Consider the following 19,861-nt stretch of genomic DNA (forward strand, 5'->3'; position numbering starts at 1 on the left):
CAAATGCTAAAACTTCGTTGTGCTTACCTCAACGACCTCTTGGCTATTTGAGGCTTTTGCAAAACCGGGATGCTCCCGCCTGAGTCATGCTGAATTTGTATGCAGACGAACAATTTCCTTTGCCAGTCGTCCAATTGCTGCGCGCTTTTGGTCACAATGTCCTGACTGTTCAGGAAGCAGGAAAAGCAGGACTTGGGGGTAGTGCCCTGAAGGAAAGGATCAGAGTACGTTATGATTAGAGAAGTGTTTGCCATAGCGTGATATGAAATTAGAAATTAATTGTTGCCCTAATTGTGGTTCGGAAGAAGTTAGTCGAAACGGTCAAACTCGGCATCATAAACTTTCATTATAAATGCCGAGAATGTGGTCGTCAATTTGTTTTAAATCCGGCATGGAAACCTATTACAAAAGAACAAAAAGAGTTGATGTCACGGATGCTACTTGAACGTATTTCTCAGGCGGGGATTGCTCGGGTACTACAAGTGTCAGAAGATACAGTGCAGCGATACGTTAATAGCCAAGCCGTTGCTGTTAAGAAGCAAGTGGAGGTGACTCCCAAGCAAAAAAAGCGCTTGAATGTTCAGATGGATGAGTTATGGTCATTCGTTGATAGTAAAGGAAATCAGCAGTGGGTCTGGCTGGCATTGGATGCCCAGACTAGGGAAATTGTTGGTGTACATATTGGAGATCGTAGCGCAGTATCGGCTCAAGCTTTATGGAATTCAATGCCACCAGTGTACCGTCAGTGTGCAGTAATTTATACCGACCATTGGAGTGCTTATGATTCTGTATTGCCAAGCATTCGTCATCGGAGTGTAGACTCTCGATAGTGGTTTTACTAGCTATATCGAGCGCTTCAACTGTACTATTCGACAACGAGTGTCTCGATTGGTAAGAAAGAGCTTAGCCTTCTCTAAAAAATTAGAAAATCATATTGCTGCCCGGACAGCGCTTTGTGCATCATTACAATGCTAATTTACAACTCTAAACGCCTACTTTCTTTGAATTCAGTTTAATTCTCTTGATCCTTTCCTTCAGGGCACTACCGACTTGGGATTCCCGATCCAGAGGTGCTAGCATTTGCTATAAGCAAAGATAGAGCTGTTTTGACATTAAATCGGTTTGATTTTATCGGACTGCACAACCGACAGCCAGAACACGCTGGTATTATTGTTTGTACCAAAAATCGGAACGTAGAAATGTTGGCAACACGCATCAATGATGCTATTGCTGGTGAAGAAACTTTGAGAGGTAAATTGATTCGTGTCAACCGTCCGCAGTAAGTTCGCGCTGAGATGTTGCACCATTCTCTCTTAACAGGCAAGATGCCTGTTCCACAAAGAGTGAATTTTCTTCTTGTGGAACAGGCATCTTGCCTGTTCAGAAAAGGCTGAGTGAGAATGGTGCAACATCTAAGTCCGATCGCCTTTTCTCAAATTTCCAATTGCCAATCCAATAAGTCGCCATTACCAATTACTTCAATTTGCCGCCCGTTATCTAGATAACTCAAACAAATTTGCAAATAATTCTCGGGTTTATACTGCAATCTTTCCGCCCATTCGATCGCCACAATTCCCAAATCCCTTTCTAACCCGTCCCAATAACTTTCTAAGTGCAAAGCTTCGGCTTCTTCGGGTTCCAGTCGATACAAATCTAGATGATAAAGCGGAATTCGTCCTGCAAAATACTCGTTAATTAGGGTGAAAGTAGGACTTTCAATAGAGTCTGAGATTCCCAAGCCTTCGGCGATACCTTGAACCAATGTAGTTTTGCCCGCACCTAAATCTCCTTGTAATAAGATTACAGTGCCAGCGGGGAGCGATCGACCTAATGACACGCCCAACTTGCGCGTAGCTTCAGCATCTGGAAGAGAAAGTATCATATTAGTCATTAGTCATTAGTCATTAGTCATTAGTCATTAGTCATTAGTCATTAGTTACTCGCTTGGGGCTGCTAATAACCAATAACATTAGTCTGCACCGTCCAGTCAACAGTCAACAGTTAACAGTCAACAGTTAACAGTCAACAGTTAACAGTCAGCAGCTTAAATGTTCTGGGCGCGGCCGTACCAACGCAGCAACATCCCCGCCAACCTTTGAGAATTGTGGCGAATTAAACCCGTATTTTTATCTTCATCCATGACGTTGGCAATGACAATTCGCCGCCCCAATTGCGTTACGGCTTCTCGATCGAGCACAACCGGATAAGAATTCTCCTGAGAATAGCGGATCAAAGCCTTTGCAGAAGGGACTTTTCCTTGAACTACTACAGCATCGAACAGCGGCCGGCCGCAAGCGCGGTCGATCGCCCGAATGTGGTCTGCAACACTGTATCCGTCAGTTTCCCCCGGCTGAGTCATAATATTGCACACATAAATGCGCGGAACTTCGCTGTTGGCGATCGCATCAGCAATTTCCGGCACCAACAAATTCGGAATGACACTCGTATAAAGACTCCCTGGCCCAATAATAATAAAATCCGCTTCCCGAAGCCCTTCCACAGCCCTAGGTAAGGCCGGAGGATTAGCAGGAGTACAGCCTATTTTGAGGATTTTTCCGTTAGCTTTTGTAATGCTGGACTCCCCCTCAATCCTCCGGCCGTCAGCGAGTTCTGCCCACAAAGACACGTCGCTCAGAGTAGCCGGCAGCACTTCTCCCCTAACTGCTAAAACTTTAGAACTCGCGGCGATCGCCTGTTCCAAATCTCCAGCAATATCGCTCATCGCCGTCAAAAACAAATTCCCAAAACTGTGACCCACCAAACCGTCACCGGCCTGAAAGCGATATTGAAATAACTCAGTCAATAACTTTTCCTCATCTGCCAAAGCCGCCAAACAATTGCGAATGTCTCCCGGCGGCAATACCCCAATTTCCCGCCGCAGCCGCCCGGAAGACCCCCCATCATCCGCCACCGTGACAATAGCAGTGATTTTAGCGCTGTAATCCTTCAATCCTCTGAGCAAATTAGAAAGGCCCGTACCGCCCCCAAGTGCCACAATTTTCGGCCCGCGGTGCAGCCTGCGGTGGTTGAGGAGTCGATCGACCAATTCCTCATTCCCTTCGGGCATCAGCACTTGAGTAATAGAGTTCAAACTGCGAGTTTGCCCCCACAGAATTAACAAAATCCCGCCAGCAATCACGATCGGCCCCGACACGTAATTGGGAACAACTTCCGCAATCCACGCCAAAAAATTTCTCAACAATTGCAACAGGAAAAAAATGGGAGTCATCCCAGTCCAAATCGCTAAACCCAAAGTGGCAAGTACCACGCCGCTGGCACTGATCAGCAGCCACCGTTTCACCAACAGTCCGGGGGCTAACCACTTAAACCACTGGTGAACTCGCCCGTTCCGCAAAGAAGGGGGGTAAGGATTTCTGGAACTGGCAAAAACCTGCTTGGCTTTAGCCAAGACGCGGAGGGCTTTAGGAAGTGAACTAATTGACATGGTTAATTAGTCTTAAGGGTATTGGAACAGCTCGAGCTGACAAATTTACAATACAAGAGAGTTTTGATTCTGGCAGTCAATTTAAGTCATTAGTCATTAATCATTAGTCATGAGTCATTAGTCATTAGCTAGACTGATGACTGAGGACTGATAATTTATTGATAACATCCTATGGCTGAGCCACTAATCGAACTCAAGGGGGTAAGTAAGTCCTTCGGCCAGAACCCGATCCTCGATCGAGTCGATCTGAGGATTTATCGGGGAGAGGCCCTGGCAATTATTGGCCCTTCCGGGACGGGGAAATCTACGATTTTGCGGATAATTGCGGGTTTGTTGGCCCCGGATGCCGGGGAGGTTTTCGTTCAGGGACAGCGCAGGGTCGGATGGGTGGACGACGTGGCAGATCCGATCGGGATTGGGATGGTGTTTCAGCAAGCGGCTTTGTTTGATTCGCTGACGGTGGAGGAGAATGTCGGTTTTTTACTGTACCAGCATTCTAAGCTGCCGCGCCGCCGGATTCGGGAATTGGTGGAGGAGAAGTTAGAGATGGTGGGTTTGCCGGGAATTGGCCAACGCTATCCGGCGCAGTTGTCTGGGGGAATGCGGAAGCGGGTAAGTTTTGCCCGCGCCATCATGGCGAATCCCGATAATGCTAGGGACAATCCAGAGGTTTTGCTGTACGACGAACCGACGGCGGGTTTAGATCCGATCGCTTCGACGGTAATTGAAGATTTAATCCGCGAGTTGCAGGCGGCCCAAGGTGTTTGCAGCACTTATGCGATCGTCACTCACCAAGACAGTACCATCCGCCGCACTGCCGATCGCATCGTGTTTCTCTATCGAGGCAAAGTGCAGTGGGAGGGAACTGTCAGCGATATTGCATCAACAGATAATTTACTGATCCGACAATTTTTTAGCGGCAGTGTTACTGGGCCGATTCAAGTTATTGGATAGTCAATTGTCAGTTGTCAGTTGTCCGTGGTCAGTTGTCCGTGGTTAATTGTTTGTATTGTTGGGAGATAGTATATGTCACAAACAAACTTTCAGAAGTTAGATGTTTATAAATTAGCTGAAAAATTAGCTGATGAAATTTGGAATATTGTTATAAAATGGGACGCACTCGCAAAAGATACGGTCGGCAAGCAAATTATTCGCTCTGCTGATAGTATTGGTGCTAATATTGCTGAAGGAGATGGTCGAGGTAGCTATCAGGACCATCGGCGATTTATCAAAATCGCCCGAGGTTCTTTATATGAAACAAAGCACTGGTTGAGACGGGCTTATACTAGGCAACTACTAACAAGTACACAAGTAGAAACACTCAAGCAAATTATTGATGAACTGTCGCCCCGGCTAAACGCCTATCTAAAATCTATAGGCAACACATATGACAAAAATTAACAACTATCAACTGCCAACTATCAACTGCCAACTGCCAACTGCCAACTGCCAACTGTCTAAGGAGGTAATATGCGATCGCGAACTGTAAGAGAAGGTTCTGTCGGGTTCTTAATTTTAGTAGGAATCGGTTTATTTGGGGGCTTAGTGCTCTGGCTGCGGGGCGTGCAGCTAGGCAACCGCAGCTACAAATTCGCCGTAGAATTTGCCAGCGCCCAAGGAATGCAAATAGGCACGCCCGTCAGGTATCGCGGGGTTGCAGTCGGTAAAATTACCGCCCTCAAACCGGGTTCCAACGGCGTAGACGTGACGCTGGAGATTGCCCCCGGTACTTTAGTGATTCCCCGGGATGTGGCGATCGAAGCGAATAAATCCGGCTTAATTGGCGAAGCTTCGATCGACATTACCCCCAACTCGATTTTGCCAGAATCGTTACTTACCGCCAATCCCGTTAGTGCCGACTGTCCCCCTGAGATTATCTGCAAAAATTCGCGCTTAAAAGGTCAAACTGGAGTCACTATCGACGAACTGATTCGATCCACAGTCCGCCTAGCTAATTTCTACACAGACCCCGCCCTATTCGGCAATATTAAATCGATTGCGGAAAACACAGCAAATACGGCTAAAGGTGCGGCTAAACTCACTCAAGACTTATCTAATTTAACCTTAACTGCAAAAGCAGAAATAAAAACATTGAATCAATCAGTAAAAGGAGAGCTTAGCAACTTGAATCAATCAGTAAAAGGCGAGGTAGGAACTTTAAATCAATCCGTCAGAGGAGAAATTGGAAATTTAAGTCAATCCGTCAGAGGAGAAATAGGGAGTTTAAATGAAACAGCTAAAGGAGAATTATCAGCAGTTTCAACCGATATTCGCAAAGTTACAGCAACAGCAGAAAATTCCACAAAAGAAGTAACTGCCGCTGCGATAACTTCGGCTAATTCAGTGACTCAAGCCGCTAATCAAATTACCTTAACAGCTAACCAACTCAATTCCTTAGTAGCAACCAACCGAGCCAGTTTAGTCTCAACTTTGAACAATATCAATCAAGCCAGTCAAGAACTTCGTGTAACAGTCAGCAGTTTAAGTCCGACAATTAATCGAATTAACCAAGGACAACTATTGAATAATTTAGAAATTTTATCAGCAAATGCGGCCCAAGCTTCTGCTAATTTGCGAGATTTATCTAACAACATAAACAATCCCGCCAGTTGGCTATTATTACAGCAAACTTTAGATTCCGCACGCGCTACTTTTCAGAACGTACAGAAAATCACTTCCGACGTAGACGAAATTACAGGAGATCCGGCTTTCCGCAACAATATTCGCAGGTTAATCAACGGATTGGGTGGCTTGTTGGGTTCCACCGAACAACTGCGACAGCAAGTTAAAGTCGCTCAAACCTTAGCTCCCCTTTCCGAGCAAGCAAATGCCAACAAAACTGGGGTAAATCAATCGATAGAGCGTGGATTTCCCAACTTGAACAAACAACAAAAACTGCCAATTTTACCATCTCAAACTGCAAAAAATACAGAGCCTGTAGGTTCCGAGAATACTCCCTAAAATATTGTATCATTAGAATAATAGCAATTTCCTTCATCCTTCTGCTATAAACAGCCTTTTCATTAAAACAAATCAAACCTATGACGCAAACATTATCAAAGCCGGTCGAAATCAAAACCCAATATACTGTAACTTGGGAAAAGTTACCAGATGACTTTCAATTACCGGACGATCCAGTGGAAAACATCGACCAACCACTTTTAGCCGCAGCCCTCAGAGAAGCCTTGGATCTCGCAGGATTTATCCTAGCAGAAATGCTGATAGCTTCTAACTTTGGAGTGTGCGCCAAAGTCAATGACAAAACAGTAGTAAAAGCACCGGATTGGGTATACGTTACCTCGGTATTGCCAGCAGCAGCAGGAGAAATCCGCCGCAGTTATACTCCCAATGCGGAGGGAGAAGTGCCGGCAGTAGTGATGGAATTTTTATCGGACGATCGCGAGGCTGAATATTCCATAAAACCAACATATCCTTACGGAAAGTGGCGGTTTTACGAGGAAATTTTGCAAGTTCCGGTTTATGCAATTTTCGAGCCAAAATCGGGAAGATTGGAAGTATACAGATTGATTTCTGGAAAATACGAACTGCAAGAACCGGATGCTGGCGATCGCTATTCGATCGAATCAATGGGATTATTTCTGGGGGTTTGGGAAGGTGAAAAATCTCACAGAAGCGGTTATTGGCTGCGCTGGTGGGATGAGAATGGCAATTTGTTGCTGTGGGGTGCGGAACGGGTGGAACAGGAACGTTTGCGGGGCGATCGACTAGCAGCATACTTGAGAAATCAGGGCATCGATCCCGATGGAGTTTGAGAGTGTCGGACTCGCGCGATCGAACAAAAATTAATAAAATTGAGAAAGTCATATCAATTCCGGCTGCACCGGAATGATATAGAGGACACGGCAGTGCCGTGTCCCTACAATTGATCGTGGTAGGGAAACGGCACTGCCGTGTCCTCCGTTTATATCATTCCGATGCTAACGGAATTGATATCAAAGGCTTAATCTAGAAAAAGGATAAGAAAAAAACATGACACAAACAGCAGTCAAAAACTCTGTCACCGATAGCTGTCTAACTCTCATAGAAGTGAGTTGGTCGCAATTTGAAACGCTCGAAGCCGCTTTTGAGTCTGTCGGCGGCATCAAATTTGCTTATTTAGATGGGATTTTAGAAATTATGACAGTTAGCCTCGAACATGAAGAGACAAAGAGTACCCTTAGTGTTTTGTTAGAAGCATACCTAAGAGAAAAGAGCATCCGATTTTATATCAAGGGCGGGCCGACTTTGGGTAGTAAAGAACTGGGGGCAAGAAAAGAGCCTGATGAGTCGTATAATTTGCAGACTAAAAAGGCAATTCCTGATTTGGCGATCGAAGTTGTATTCACCAGCGGCGGCATCGATAAACTGCAACTATACAAACGGTTGGGGATACCTGAAGTTTGGTTTTGGGAAGATGGAGTGCTGAGTATCTATTATTTGAGGGAGGAGTACGAAAAAGTCGATCGCAGCGAGTTGTTGCCGGAGTTAGACATTGCTTTGTTAGTGAGATATGTAACTTACTTTGACCAATATGATGCAGTTACTGAATTCATCAAGGCTTTGCGGGAATAGTTCAAAAAACCTAAAATTAAATATAACTAGAATAAAGGAGCTATCGACATGGTTCAAGCCTTAACAAAAATAGTAACATTTGACGAATTCATTGCGTGGTATCCTGAAAATTCCGAATACCGCTACGAACTGCACAATGGAGTAATTGTTGAAATGCCCAAAGGAACTGGCCAACATTCAGAAATCTCTGGCTTTCTCAATATAGAAGTTGGCGTTGTATGTCGCAATGGCCGATTTCCCTATTTCCTTCCCAAAGAATGTGTCCTTAAGCCCGATCGCACTGAATCAGGATATGAGCCAGATATCATCGTTCTCGATCGCCAGCAAGTGATAAATGAACCGCGTTGGGCCGCAGAATCGATTATCACAATGGGTTCGTCGGTGCGTTTAGCAGTAGAAGTTGTCAGCAGTAACTGGCAGAATGACTATCTTACCAAACTGCGCGATTATGAAGAAATGGGAATCTTTGAATACTGGATTGTCGATTATTTGGGATTGGGTGGAAGACGCTACATAGGTAATCCCAAACAACCTACGCTTTCGCTTTATCAATTGGTTGATGGGGAGTACGAGTTGACGCAGTTCCGGGGAGACGAGCGAATAGAATCGGCTGCTTTCCCAGAGTTAAACTTGACTGCTCAACAGGTGTTTGATGCAGGAATTATTATTGAATAAGGAGCGAGTTCGCCATGAATGCAACATTAGAAGAAAAATTAGACCGACCCTTGCTATTTCCAGGATTAACCTGGAAACAATTCAAAACCTTAGAACTCACATCTTGCACCATTGTCAATAACAGGCTTTCCGGCCTGTTCCACAATAAAATTTATCTCTTGTGGAACAGGCCGGACAGCCTGTTCCTAAGCAAGTAATTGAGAATGGTGCAAGATATCAGTTAGAACCGATGCTGGATATTCCAGGTGTTAGATTGTCGTTTTTAGATAAGGTGTTCGAGATTCAAAATTGCTACCGGAACTGGATATTGCTTTGTTTGTTAGGTGCATGAATATCGCGAATCATGTTGAGGCTGTCAAAGAGTTTAGAAGTGCGGGCGATCGGGATTTGTAGTCAAAAATGGCGATCGCAAATACACTACATTTGTTGTGGCACGGGCGTCCCGCATGCGAGCCATCTGCGGTTAAAAATAAAATTAGATTAGTTGCACAAAAAAGTTTACAATAGATACAGCATATTCCAGGTTCATGAAGTACAGATATTGTGTGGTTTCTGTTTTGTAGGGTGCGTCGCTGTTCCATGTGAGCGTGGAACTTGCAGATTGTTTCGGGCGACGCACCTTACTTACTACTTGATTGTCTGTACCACATATATATGGAATATGCTGTATACAACTCACAGGAAGCACGACCATGACAACAGTCGTTCCCACCCTCAAAACTTCTGAAATCGTATACCCTAGCGCTGATGGAGAACCAGTGGCAGAAACTTACGACCATCTTTATGCAATCTTAACCACTTTAGAAGTCTTAAAACAATACCTTGCAGGCCGTCCAGCTACTGTTTTAGCAAACCAATTATTATACTACGCTCAAGGTTTCCCCAAAGTCCGCGTAGCACCTGATGTGATGGTAATTTTTGATGTAGAACCGGGTGGCAGAGATAATTACAAAATCTGGGAAGAAGGGCAAGTGCCGAAAGTGATTTTTGAAATGACATCACCAGGCACTCAATTAGAAGATAAAATTACTAAAAAAGATTTGTACGAGGGGATAGAAGTTCAGGAATACTGGTTGTTCGATCCGAAAGGAGAATGGATTCCTGAAAAATTGCGCGGGTATCGATTGGGGGTAGAGGGGTATCAATTAATTACTGATAGTCGCAGCGAAGTATTGCAACTGCGTTTAGAAATAGAAGGAAAACTGATTGGGTTTTATCGGGAAGATAATGGAGAAAAATTATTGATTATGGATGAATTGGCTTCAGCTTTAAAAGCGGAACGGCAACGGGCAGAAGCGGAACGGCAACATGCAGAAGTGGAAAGTCAACGTGCAGAAGCGGAAAGTCAGCGTGCTGCTGAACTGGAATCTTTGCTGGCCCGTTATCGAGAGCAGTTTGGAAAATTGTCATAGTAATATCAATTTCAAAAAAGTATGCAACAGTATTCTTGTTCCCCCCGCAATGCAGCGGGGGGGCTAGGGGGGGTCGAAGAGTGTTGCAAGATTTTAGAGAATTGGTATATAGCGATCCTAAATGAGTCGTAAATTTTTTACCCCACCCCAACCCTCCCCTTGCTAAGGGGAGGGAGTAAGAAATTCACAAATGATTTAGAATTGGTATAATATCAATTCCGGTTGCACCGGAATGATATAGAGGACACGGCAGTGCCGTTTCCCTACCCCGATTCATTGTAGGGAAACGGCACTGCCGTGTCCTCTGCTGGAACTCCTAAACTTCAGTGTATTCTTTACCTTTTTCCGACTCTAACCAACGTTGATAAGCTTCCTTGTCGCCTCTAAAGGAAGCGATAGAAACTTGACGTTCTGGCATGGGTTTGAGGGGAGCATCAATCGGGGAATATTGGCAATAGCAGATTACTACCATATCAAATTCACCGATCGGAATATCGGGAGTAAAAGTCTCAACCCGCGCAACTTCCCAATCGCTTGTGCGGTAATGAGTGCTGTAACCGTGCCTATCTGGATCGTGTTCTGCTTCCACGCGAACAAACTCTGGGGGACGATAGCCAACTTCAGGAATTGGGCCATCAGAAGAGTCAAAGTGTTCGGCTAAAATGCGAGTTAATGATTGAGTGTGCTGGAGTTTTCTATCTTTCCACCCAGGAGTTCTCGGTTCGGCTCTGAAAATAATGTATTTATGCATCGTCGTCCTCCCTTTCAGTGTCGTAGAATGATTTAGGAAACTCTATTTGGCCTCGAAAAACACAATCTACTTCTAGGCTGTTTAGATTAGTCTCCTCAATGTCGATCAGTTTCAAACCATATTTTCTTTGCATCTCATAGCAACAAGCTTCGTCTGCCGCTCCATGCCGAGACTTGTCTTCATCTGGATCGTAACGCAACCAGTTTGGATTGTTTGGCATAATTGATATTGCTCCCTGTGTTGGGTTGACAACATTGGAGAAGTCGTCTGGACTCGGTATTTCCGGTACTGCGTCCGGGCGCGTCTTTGCAAAATTATAGGATAATTCAGTCCTAGACCCACTCCGACCAAAGAAACCGGGTTTTTTACTGAATCTGCCGATCGCAGTGAAGTATTCTCGTAAAAAAACCCGGTTTCTGACCACCCGTGCGTAAGTCATATAATTGTTAAAAGGTCATCCCGCTTCTGAAGCCGACAATTGGTTGAAGTTGCTTGACAATTATCATTGTCTGAATTATTATCATCGCCTGGGTTTAGACTCAACCAGAAGGGTTACGATCCCACAAACCGCAGCGAGTTAGTACCTGAGTAGGATTTCGATTTGCTAACGCGGTGTGTGTTGATGAACTCGATCGGTGATGCGGCTTTGGAGTTTGAACGGGCGATCGCGCTTGCGTTAAACTTAAGGGGTGATTTCCTTTGGGATAGCTTCGATGGCGCGTACTTTTTGGGAAGGGGCGATCGATAGTTGCAGGAAAAAAGTTTATAATAAATCTACAACTCACAGGAAGCACGACCATGACAGCAGTCGTTACCACTCTCAAAAATTCTGAAATTATATACCCGAGCGCTGATGAAGAACCAGTGGCAGAAACTTACGACCATCTTTACGCAATTTTAACCACTTTAGAAGTCTTAAAACAATACCTCACTGACCGTCGAGCTACTGTTTTAGCAAACCAATATTTGTACTACGCTCAAGGTTTCCCCAAATTGCGCGTAGCACCTGATGTAATGGTGATTTTTGATGTAGAACCAGGTGGCAGAGATAATTACAAAATCTGGGAAGAAGGTCAAGTGCCGAAAGCGATTTTTGAAATCACATCACCGGGTACTAAGTCGGAAGATATAATTAATAAAAAAGACTTGTACGAGGGGATAGAAGTTGAGGAATATTGGTTATTCGATCCGAGAGGTGAATGGATTCCCGAACAATTGCGCGGGTATCGATTGGGAGAAGATGGGTATGAATTAATTAGAGATAGTCGCAGCGAAGTATTGCAACTGCGGTTAGAAATAGAAGGAAAACTGATTGGGTTTTATCGGGAAGATAATGGAGAAAAATTATTGATTCCCGATGAATTGGCTTCAGCTTTGCAAGCGGAACGGCAACGGGCTGCTGAACTCGAAGCTTTGTTAGAGCGTTATCGATCGCAGTTTGGAGAATTGCCACAGGATAATGGCTAAAGATACAGGAGTGCGATCGCACATCACCAATTCGATCGCACTTCTAATTCTCGGTTAAATAGTGTTGACAAATCTAAATTTTTGTGTTAAGCGAATCTCAAATTTTACAACTGATCGTTTTTAGATCGAACTTGGGCATTCTAGATACAGGTACTTTGTGAGTGCCTGGAAACCGTCTAGGCAAAGGATTGACGATGGAAGGTATACAGAAAAAATCTAGAGATCGTCCGGTTCATCGGAGCGCTCGAATTAAGCAGATTTTTGCGTTAGTATCAATGGTTTCGTTTGGTGGTTCGGCGATTTTTGGTATTGTGAGTCTGTTCAGCAGCGGTTTGAGCAGCCAGCACCAACAAAAGCAGGCGACTGCGGCAGTTTCCCAGGAGTCTTTGCTGGCGGCGCAGGAACGGGGATATGAGACGGTTTTGCAGCGGGAACCTCAGAATCAGACGGCTCTGGAGGGGTTGGCAAATGTGCGGTTGCAGAAGAATAATAAGGTGGGGGCGATCGAGCCTTTGGAGAAGTTGGTGAAGCTAAATCCCGATCGGGCGGATTATAAGGTATTGTTGGGGCAGGCGAAGGGGAAGTAGTAGGCGATCGGTCAATTTTTTTAGTAAGATTGATTGAAAATCCTTAAATTAAATGCAGCTTCCTAATTAAAATACCCGGCTTAGTTTCACAAAAGGATTGAATATGGGCATAGTACGCATGGGGCCACCAATAGAAATCATCTCCCAACTAAAAGCAGCTTACGGTATTAATAATTTTATTGAAACAGGAACCTATCAAGGTCATACAGCATACTGGGCAAGCCAAGTATTTGAACAAGTTTTTACAATAGAGTATTCTCAAGACCTTTATCAAAAAGTTACAGAAAAATACGGTCATATCAAAAACATAGACTTTTTGTACGGTGATACCAGAAAGCTTCTCTATCGTACAGTATCACAACTTCAAAACCCAAGTTTATTCTGGCTAGACGCTCATTGGAGCGGAGGGCCAACCTATGGAGAAATCGATGAGTGTCCCTTACTCGCAGAAATCGAAATAATCAACCGCTCCGACTGCGAACACTTTATTTTTATTGATGATGCCCGATTGTTTTTAGCTCCTCCACCGCAGCCCCATTCACCTCAACAATGGCCGGATATTAGCGTAGTATTAAATTTGTTGAATTTAGGAAAAAACAGCAGGCATATTGTAATTATTGATGATGTTATTATTGCTGTTCCGGCGCTGGCAAAAGAACTAATTGTTCAGTATTGCCAAAATTGGATCGCAAGTTTAGGCAATACAGGCACCGGGAAGCCGGAACAAAATCATCAAAGCACTGGGGTGTCTGCTAATAATATTAATCAGGGAGAGTCTATCAATAACTATGAATTAAAGATTATAGAAAATTTTATTGCTTCCGGTAATGTCGTTTTCGATATTGGCGCAAACATAGGTAGCTGGACAAATCAAGTATTAAAGATATGCCCTGACGTTCAAATCCATTTGTTTGAGCCAGCACCACCTATATATCAAACACTTCTACAAAACCTGGCTGAACCGATTAAAAGCGGTCAACTCCTGTTAAACAACTTGGCAATAGCACACCAACAGGAAATCAGGGAATTTTATTATTACGATAGATTTTCTGGGTGGAGTACATTTCACCGCCGATTTGAAATCGAAAAACAGTATAATATTCATTCACCTAAGCCATTTCATGTTTTAACAGCTACTCTTGATGATTATGTCCAAACAAGGGCTATAAAGCGAATTAATTTCTTAAAAATTGATACAGAAGGCGGCGAACTAGAAGTCCTTCACGGAGCAACTAACCTCTTGCAAAAAGGCAAAGTAGATTATATTCAGTTTGAGTATGGCGGAACATTTGTTGATGCCAACATCACATTAAAACAAGTATTCGAGCATTTACAAAAATTTCGTTATACAATCTTTAAAATACTGCCAAATGCTTTACAACCCTTACCCGAGTTTTTACCAGAATATGAGAATTACGAGTATAGCAACTTTTTAGCGGTGAACGAGAGGTTCACAGCTTTGATTTTTAGTGAAGCACCAAATCTGCTCGATTTGCAGCAGCTTTGCGGAAAACATTCTGTTGCACCGCGCGGCATTATTCACATTGGGGCACACGAAGGCAAGGAAATGGCAAGATACCGAGCAATGGGGGTGCAAAGGGTACTGTTTGTTGAAGCCAACCCTGCTGTGTTTGAACGTTTGAAAACCAATATAGCTGGTTTTCCTAACGTGCTAGCGGTAAATTGTGCCATTAGCAACATCAACGGCACAAGCACATTGTATGTAACTTCTATGGATCAAAGCAGTTCTATCTTACCATTGAAGGAGCATCAAAGGTTTTATCCAGAAATTAAGGAAGTTGAGCGTGTAGTTGTGGAGTCGAGAACTCTGGATACACTTCTAGAAGAACTTCAAATTAATCCCGCCGATTTTAATATATTAAACATTGACATTCAAGGTGCAGAGCTATTGGCTTTGCAGGGAGCAACGAATGTTCTCAGACACATAGAAGCAATAAATACGGAAGTTAATTATGAAGAACTCTATGAAGGCTGCGCTTTAATTGACGAAATCGATGATTTTCTGGAGATGTGCGGTTTCGATCGCGCCGCAACTGCAACACCATACCATCCATCTTGGGGCGATGCGTTTTATGTGAAAAAGCCAGTAATTACAATGTCCACGCTTGGCAGAAACGGGCGGTTTGCCAATCAAATATTTCAGTATGCCTTCTTGAAAATATACGCAAAAAAACATAACTTGAGAGTAGAGACACCAGCCTGGATTGGTCAGGCTCTCTTTGGTTGCAAAGAGCAGCCAATTTCTCAGGAGTTACCTGTAGTTAGCGAAGAAACTAATAGCCTTTTAGAAGCTCGCATACCAAACGCCAAAGAAACCTTCAAAAATGTTAACTTTTGGGGTTATTTTCAATATCACACAAAGTATTATCAACCGCACCAAGAGTATTTCCGCTCCCTGTTCAAACCTGTACGGGAAATAGAAACGAAAATGAAGGAAGCGATCGCCCGTCTGCGATCGCGCGGCAAAACCATCGTCGGTTTGCATTTGCGGCACGGAGACTACGGCTACAGCGATTTCTTCATCGCACCGAGCGAATGGTACAAGGAATGGCTAAAAGGTTTGTGGGAAACCCTCGACGAACCAATACTATTTATTGCCAGCGACGAACCGGCAAAAGTTTTAAGTGATTTTGAGGAGTATAATCCCATCACGACGAAAGATTTAGGTTTGGAGTTACCGGAAGCAGAATTTTATCCAGATTTTTATTTGTTGAGCCAGTGCGATATTGTAGCCATTTCAAATAGCTCATTTTCCTTTGCAGCTTGTATGCTCAATGAAAAAGGCAAATTTTTCTTTCGTCCGCACTTGTCTGCCCAAAAACTCATTCCTTTCGAGCCGTGGAATAGCGAAACGATTTTGCGTAATTATATGCCAATTAACTTTTTGACAATAGTCCTCAACGGTGAGCCTTTTATCCGCTACCACATAGAAGTATTTAAACAACTGCCCTTCAAGTGGCACTGGCATATTGTTGAGGGTGTAGCTGAGCAAAAACACGATAGTGCTTGGATGCTTAAATTCGGCGGGCAGATTACCGATGAGCTTCACGACAACGGTCGCAGCAAAGACGGGACAACAGAATACTTAGATGAACTGGCGCAACTCTATCCAGAGAATGTAACAATTTATCGGAAAGGAGCGGGAGTTTTCTGGGATGGAAAACTAGAAATGGTCAATGCACCCTTGGAAAGGATTAATCAGGAGTGTTTGCTGTGGCAAGTAGATGTAGATGAACTGTGGACGGTTGAGCAGATTTGTACTGTCCGGCAGATGTTTACAGACCATCCAGAAAAAACAGCAGCTTACTACTGGTGCTGGTTTTTTGTCGGAGAAAACCTGGCTGTGAGCACGCGCAACTGTTATTCTCAGCATCCCCAGCAGGAATGGTTGCGGACTTGGAGGTATAAACCGGGAGCGAGGTGGAAAAGACATTCGCCCCCCAGCTTAGTTGAGCCTTTGGCAGACGGTGAAGTTAGGGATATTGCTACTGTCAATCCTTTCCTTCACGAAGAAACCGAAAAACAGGGCTTGGTATTTCAACACTTTGCTTATGTGACGCCAGAGCAACTGCGCTTTAAGGAACGCTATTACGGTTACAAAAATGCACGGGCTGAATGGATGTCACTGCAAGCTGCAACGAGTTTTCCCGTGCGCCTAGGCAATTATTTTTCCTGGGTGTCAGACGGGACGTTGGTTAATACCGCAGAGGCACTGGGAATAGCACCGATCGCGCGGCGAGAAAAGGACAGAAATATGTGGCAGTTTGCACACTCAGACAAGTCGCAAAGAGCAGCAGCTAGTATTGAAAAAGTGACCCCAAGGATTATTGTTGATGGTGTATTTTTCCAGCTTTACAATACGGGAATTGCGCGGGTGTGGCGATCGCTCTTAGAAGAGTGGGTGAATCAGGATTTTGCCAAGCATATTATTGTACTCGATCGCGCCGGAACAGCCCCCAAAATTCCTGGTATTGCCTATTGCCCGGTTCCTGCTTACGACTATGAGAAGACGGATAACGATCGCGAAATGCTCCAGCAAGTCTGTGAAGAACTGGAAGCTGACTTATTTATCTCAACTTACTACACAACGCCACTATCAACACCTTCCGTCTTTACCGCCTATGACATGACTCCTGAAGTCTTTGAGACAAATCTTGATGAACCCATGTGGCGCGAGAAACATTACGGCATCCGCCACGCATCTGCATACATTACTATTTCCCACAATACAGCATCAGACTTATTAAAGTTTTTTCCTGATATTGCCCCAGAGTTAGTAACAGTCGCTCATTGTGGAGTTTCCAAAAATTTCTTGCCAGCTAGCCTAGAGGAAATTGAGCATTTTAAGATTAAATATAATCGCTCAAAGCCTTACTTTATGATGGTGGGTGCCGCGGGCGGTCATAAAAATGCACCCTTATTCTTGCAAGCTTTCGCGCAACTGCCCAATCAACCAGAATTTGATATTGTCTGCACAGCTCACAGCGCTTTAACAAAGGATGAGTTTGAACCTTACACTTCAGGAAGTACAGTGCATAAGCTTCCTCTCAGCGATGAAGAGTTAAAAGCAGCTTTTTCCGGTGCTGTTGCGCTGGTTTATCCGTCCCAGTATGAAGGCTTTGGCTTGCCGATTTTAGAAGCAATGGCTTGCGGATGTCCAGTGATTACTTGTCCCAATGCTTCTATACCGGAAGTGGCGGGAGAGGCAGCTTTATATGTTCCGGATGATGATGTTGAGGAGATGACTATCGCACTTATTAACATTCAAAAGCCAGAAGTGCGCGAAGCTTTGATAGCTGCCGGAATTGAGCAAGCCAAAAAGTTTTTATGGTCAAAAATGAGCAAAGAAGTCAGTTATGCTTTGATTCAGGCTAGCCTATTGCCTCTTAAACTTAGAGATATTAATTTCATTATTTTCCCTGACTGGGAGCAGGCAGAAGAAACTCTCTTTTTCCAAATGGAAGAGGCAATACGGAAAGTAATAACACACTCTGATAGTAACAACCTCAATCTCTTAATTGATACCAGTAATCTGACTGAAGCTTCAGAAATTGATGCAGATTTAGTTGTTTCTGGCGCAGTGATGAGTCTTCTGATGAAGGAGGATACTAATATTAGCACAGCGCCAGAAATTACTATTCTTGGAAGGCTGAGTGAAGTACAATGGAAAGCTTTGTTATCTCGAGTTCAGGCTCGCATCTCTATGGAACGTGAAAATATACAGGCGATTGCTCATACTAAAGCACTCGCCCTCCCCCTCTACCCTGAAGAAAATTGCGAGATAAGCGGAGAGCAAGTAGAGGCTATATCGATGGATTCTTCTCGCGACTTGAACGATAGATATACGGACTATGTTTATCATAATTGTCCTAGTCTGGATGCAAATTCTCTAGCTCGTGTAGCGACAATCCTTGAAAGCACCTGCTGGGAAGAACCTACCTCTAGCACAGACTTAAACAACGTTGCAGTATTAGCTTTGATCGTAGCAGAACAGTCTGAGGACTTATCAGAGCGCCAACTCTATCTCAATATGGCTTTAGAAGCCTTAAACCAAGGAATAGAGCAAGATAGCTATCCTCTCTGTATGGCTCATTTAGCTCTCCTCTTGACGATGACTGGAGAAATGTCGCAAGCTATAGAACTTGCTTTTCCTGCTTTGATTAACACCGTCCCCAATGTTTACAGTACCACAGAGAAACTTCCCTCTGCACTGGTTTACCTACCTTCACCGCGCAACAGTTTGGTTAATACTCTGGCTGAGCAATTGACACATTTACTTCAAGCAACAGATGCTTATACTCAGGCATTTTTCCTTTTAAGCGAAGTGCTATGTCGAACTCCCCTTGTATTTTCTGGAGCAGGTGGACTCCGACTACTGAATCTAGCAGAGAAGATTTTACCAGATTCGAGTTCCATCAAGTTTAAACTAGGAGTTTCGTGGATGGTTAACAATTTAAGGGAAGGACTTGTATCCCTGCACCAAGCCAAGCAGCTAGCGCCCCAGTCACCGCAGATTTTTCAAGCTCTCTACCTCGCTTATCGAGATATACAGGATAGAGATTCAGCTAGCCACTGGCTAAATGAGGCTCGTGAATTTTATAAAAAAGAGCCTACTTCTCCTGATTGGAAATGGACTACGTTAGGAGTAAATTCTTCTATCACTTACCTGCCTGTTGAAAAAAAGCTATTATTAGCCGTTGAGCCTAGCTTTCGGAGTATTGTAACAGCCGTTCTGCTTGCAGAGGGGGATTGGTTTGAAAAGGAAATGGAATTTTGGCGGAATTCCCTCAAACCGGGCATGACAGTTATAGATGTTGGCGCAAATGTGGGGGTCTATACCTTTACTGCTGCCCGACGGGTGGGGCCTAGAGGTCGTGTACTAGCAGTTGAACCTTTTTCAGGTTGCTTGCGCTGCTTAGAAGAAACCTGTAGAATTAATGAGTTAGATTGGGTAAAAATATGTCGTGGGGCTGCGAGTGATCGCATTGGTACAGCACGATTGCAGCTTTACACTGCTAGCGAATTAAACGAAATTGTTACTGGCGATGTGGAAGAACCAGTGCAACCTGGTTCCTTTGAAGAAGTCCCGTGTTTTACTTTGGACAGTTTAGTTGAGCAGGAAAACGTCAACCGAGTTGATTACCTTAAAATAGATGCAGAAGGACACGAAATGTCAGTTTTAATAGGTAGCGAAAAAATATTATCGGAATTTTTTCCTATCATCCTCTATGAAAATATCGCTTCGAGCAAAGGCAGTAATTTACCTGTTGCTGAGTATCTTAAAAGCAAAGGGTATAAACTCTTTCGCTATCAACCTTACGCGCAGGAACTAATTCCTATAAACTCATCTGACGAGTTGGAGGGAAACCTAAATGTTATCGCTGTTCCTGAGAGCAAAATATATCTCATTTCTTAATCTTAAAAGTACATT

At 43.9% G+C, this 19,861-nt stretch carries 19 protein-coding genes and 1 pseudogene; 16 read left to right on the forward strand and 4 right to left on the reverse strand.

Annotated elements, in window-relative coordinates:
- Nucleotides 1-86 precede the first annotated feature (86 nt).
- The 4 genes and pseudogenes from QUA02_RS10525 (at nt 87) to QUA02_RS10540 (ending at nt 1,283) form a co-directional block, all read left to right on the forward strand.
- Nucleotides 87-239, forward strand: a complete 153-nt coding sequence (locus tag QUA02_RS10525) for a DUF5615 family PIN-like protein (protein WP_445305160.1) — start codon at nt 87-89, stop codon at nt 237-239.
- A 54-nt stretch (nt 240-293) separates the two neighbouring features.
- Nucleotides 294-830, forward strand: coding sequence for an IS1 family transposase (locus QUA02_RS10530; protein ID WP_333027312.1), 537 nt, complete (start codon nt 294-296; stop codon nt 828-830).
- Nucleotides 831-837: 7 nt separating this feature from the next.
- Nucleotides 838-936 (forward strand): annotated as a pseudogene (locus QUA02_RS10535) (IS1 family transposase); the annotation flags it as partial.
- Nucleotides 937-1,055: 119 nt separating this feature from the next.
- Entirely contained in the window at nt 1,056-1,283 is a 228-nt protein-coding gene (locus QUA02_RS10540) for a DUF5615 family PIN-like protein (protein ID WP_445305161.1), read from the forward strand.
- Between the two features lie 149 nt (nt 1,284-1,432).
- Here the strand turns inward: QUA02_RS10540 and tsaE are convergent, their stop codons facing one another.
- A complete protein-coding gene (gene tsaE / locus QUA02_RS10545; protein WP_333027467.1) occupies nt 1,433-1,882 on the reverse strand; it encodes a tRNA (adenosine(37)-N6)-threonylcarbamoyltransferase complex ATPase subunit type 1 TsaE in 450 nt (149 codons plus the stop codon).
- Nucleotides 1,883-2,044: 162 nt separating this feature from the next.
- A complete protein-coding gene (locus QUA02_RS10550) occupies nt 2,045-3,445 on the reverse strand; it encodes a gluconeogenesis factor YvcK family protein (RefSeq protein WP_333027315.1) in 1,401 nt (466 codons plus the stop codon).
- 171 nt (nt 3,446-3,616) lie between these two features.
- Here QUA02_RS10550 and QUA02_RS10555 point away from each other — a divergent pair, with 171 nt between their 5' ends.
- The 8 genes from QUA02_RS10555 to QUA02_RS10590 all read left to right on the forward strand — a co-directional run bounded on the left by QUA02_RS10555 (nt 3,617) and on the right by QUA02_RS10590 (nt 10,104).
- Nucleotides 3,617-4,399 carry an ABC transporter ATP-binding protein gene (locus tag QUA02_RS10555; RefSeq protein ID WP_333027318.1) on the forward strand — a complete coding sequence of 261 codons (783 nt, stop codon included), beginning with the start codon at nt 3,617-3,619 and terminating at the stop codon, nt 4,397-4,399.
- A 72-nt stretch (nt 4,400-4,471) separates the two neighbouring features.
- A complete protein-coding gene (locus tag QUA02_RS10560; protein WP_333027319.1) occupies nt 4,472-4,846 on the forward strand; it encodes a four helix bundle protein in 375 nt (124 codons plus the stop codon).
- A 69-nt stretch (nt 4,847-4,915) separates the two neighbouring features.
- On the forward strand, nt 4,916-6,406 hold the full coding sequence (locus tag QUA02_RS10565; protein ID WP_333027322.1) for an MlaD family protein: 1,491 nt from the start codon (nt 4,916-4,918) through the stop codon (nt 6,404-6,406).
- Nucleotides 6,407-6,486: 80 nt separating this feature from the next.
- Nucleotides 6,487-7,218, forward strand: a complete 732-nt coding sequence (locus QUA02_RS10570; protein ID WP_333027324.1) for a Uma2 family endonuclease — start codon at nt 6,487-6,489, stop codon at nt 7,216-7,218.
- A gap of 217 nt (nt 7,219-7,435) precedes the next feature.
- Nucleotides 7,436-8,017 carry a Uma2 family endonuclease gene (locus tag QUA02_RS10575; protein ID WP_333027326.1) on the forward strand — a complete coding sequence of 194 codons (582 nt, stop codon included), beginning with the start codon at nt 7,436-7,438 and terminating at the stop codon, nt 8,015-8,017.
- Nucleotides 8,018-8,065: 48 nt separating this feature from the next.
- Nucleotides 8,066-8,692 carry a Uma2 family endonuclease gene (locus tag QUA02_RS10580; protein ID WP_333027330.1) on the forward strand — a complete coding sequence of 209 codons (627 nt, stop codon included), beginning with the start codon at nt 8,066-8,068 and terminating at the stop codon, nt 8,690-8,692.
- Between the two features lie 14 nt (nt 8,693-8,706).
- The gene (locus QUA02_RS10585) at nt 8,707-8,889 is read left to right on the forward strand and encodes a hypothetical protein (RefSeq protein ID WP_333027332.1); all 183 of its coding nucleotides are present in this window, start codon (nt 8,707-8,709) and stop codon (nt 8,887-8,889) included.
- A 495-nt stretch (nt 8,890-9,384) separates the two neighbouring features.
- Nucleotides 9,385-10,104, forward strand: coding sequence for a Uma2 family endonuclease (locus tag QUA02_RS10590; protein ID WP_333027333.1), 720 nt, complete (start codon nt 9,385-9,387; stop codon nt 10,102-10,104).
- Between the two features lie 316 nt (nt 10,105-10,420).
- Here QUA02_RS10590 and QUA02_RS10595 read toward each other — a convergent pair whose 3' ends face one another.
- Both QUA02_RS10595 and QUA02_RS10600 read right to left on the reverse strand, forming a co-directional pair.
- Nucleotides 10,421-10,855 (reverse strand): hypothetical protein, encoded by a 435-nt coding sequence (locus tag QUA02_RS10595; protein WP_333027334.1) that lies wholly within the window; start codon nt 10,853-10,855, stop codon nt 10,421-10,423.
- On the reverse strand, nt 10,848-11,075 hold the full coding sequence (locus QUA02_RS10600; protein ID WP_333027336.1) for a hypothetical protein: 228 nt from the start codon (nt 11,073-11,075) through the stop codon (nt 10,848-10,850). Before QUA02_RS10600 ends, QUA02_RS10595 begins: the two co-directional genes overlap by 8 nt.
- Before the next feature lie 402 nt (nt 11,076-11,477).
- On the opposite strand from QUA02_RS10600, the gene QUA02_RS10605 reads away from it, so the two are divergent.
- The 4 genes from QUA02_RS10605 (at nt 11,478) to QUA02_RS10620 (ending at nt 19,846) form a co-directional block, all read left to right on the forward strand.
- Complete coding sequence (locus QUA02_RS10605) at nt 11,478-11,603, forward strand: hypothetical protein (protein ID WP_333027337.1); 126 nt, start codon at nt 11,478-11,480, stop codon at nt 11,601-11,603.
- A gap of 50 nt (nt 11,604-11,653) precedes the next feature.
- Complete coding sequence (locus QUA02_RS10610; protein WP_333027340.1) at nt 11,654-12,322, forward strand: Uma2 family endonuclease; 669 nt, start codon at nt 11,654-11,656, stop codon at nt 12,320-12,322.
- 275 nt (nt 12,323-12,597) lie between these two features.
- Entirely contained in the window at nt 12,598-12,909 is a 312-nt protein-coding gene (locus tag QUA02_RS10615; RefSeq protein WP_333027341.1) for a tetratricopeptide repeat protein, read from the forward strand.
- Between the two features lie 103 nt (nt 12,910-13,012).
- Nucleotides 13,013-19,846, forward strand: coding sequence for an FkbM family methyltransferase (locus QUA02_RS10620; protein WP_333027343.1), 6,834 nt, complete (start codon nt 13,013-13,015; stop codon nt 19,844-19,846).
- Nucleotides 19,847-19,861 lie beyond the last annotated feature (15 nt).

This window comes from Microcoleus pseudofavosus SVA1_A4, assembly GCF_036700565.1.
Classification (GTDB): domain Bacteria; phylum Cyanobacteriota; class Cyanobacteriia; order Cyanobacteriales; family Microcoleaceae; genus Microcoleus.

Coding starts and splice junctions, on each gene's coding strand:
- QUA02_RS10525 (WP_445305160.1), top strand. CDS start 87: ATGCTGAATTTGTATGCAGACGAACAATTTCCTTTGCCAGTCGTCCAA.
- tsaE (WP_333027467.1), bottom strand. CDS start 1,882: ATGATACTTTCTCTTCCAGATGCTGAAGCTACGCGCAAGTTGGGCGTG.
- QUA02_RS10550 (WP_333027315.1), bottom strand. CDS start 3,445: ATGTCAATTAGTTCACTTCCTAAAGCCCTCCGCGTCTTGGCTAAAGCC.
- QUA02_RS10555 (WP_333027318.1), top strand. CDS start 3,617: ATGGCTGAGCCACTAATCGAACTCAAGGGGGTAAGTAAGTCCTTCGGC.
- QUA02_RS10560 (WP_333027319.1), top strand. CDS start 4,472: ATGTCACAAACAAACTTTCAGAAGTTAGATGTTTATAAATTAGCTGAA.
- QUA02_RS10565 (WP_333027322.1), top strand. CDS start 4,916: ATGCGATCGCGAACTGTAAGAGAAGGTTCTGTCGGGTTCTTAATTTTA.
- QUA02_RS10570 (WP_333027324.1), top strand. CDS start 6,487: ATGACGCAAACATTATCAAAGCCGGTCGAAATCAAAACCCAATATACT.
- QUA02_RS10575 (WP_333027326.1), top strand. CDS start 7,436: ATGACACAAACAGCAGTCAAAAACTCTGTCACCGATAGCTGTCTAACT.
- QUA02_RS10580 (WP_333027330.1), top strand. CDS start 8,066: ATGGTTCAAGCCTTAACAAAAATAGTAACATTTGACGAATTCATTGCG.
- QUA02_RS10585 (WP_333027332.1), top strand. CDS start 8,707: ATGAATGCAACATTAGAAGAAAAATTAGACCGACCCTTGCTATTTCCA.
- QUA02_RS10590 (WP_333027333.1), top strand. CDS start 9,385: ATGACAACAGTCGTTCCCACCCTCAAAACTTCTGAAATCGTATACCCT.
- QUA02_RS10595 (WP_333027334.1), bottom strand. CDS start 10,855: ATGCATAAATACATTATTTTCAGAGCCGAACCGAGAACTCCTGGGTGG.
- QUA02_RS10600 (WP_333027336.1), bottom strand. CDS start 11,075: ATGCCAAACAATCCAAACTGGTTGCGTTACGATCCAGATGAAGACAAG.
- QUA02_RS10605 (WP_333027337.1), top strand. CDS start 11,478: ATGAACTCGATCGGTGATGCGGCTTTGGAGTTTGAACGGGCGATCGCG.
- QUA02_RS10610 (WP_333027340.1), top strand. CDS start 11,654: ATGACAGCAGTCGTTACCACTCTCAAAAATTCTGAAATTATATACCCG.
- QUA02_RS10615 (WP_333027341.1), top strand. CDS start 12,598: ATGGTTTCGTTTGGTGGTTCGGCGATTTTTGGTATTGTGAGTCTGTTC.
- QUA02_RS10620 (WP_333027343.1), top strand. CDS start 13,013: ATGGGCATAGTACGCATGGGGCCACCAATAGAAATCATCTCCCAACTA.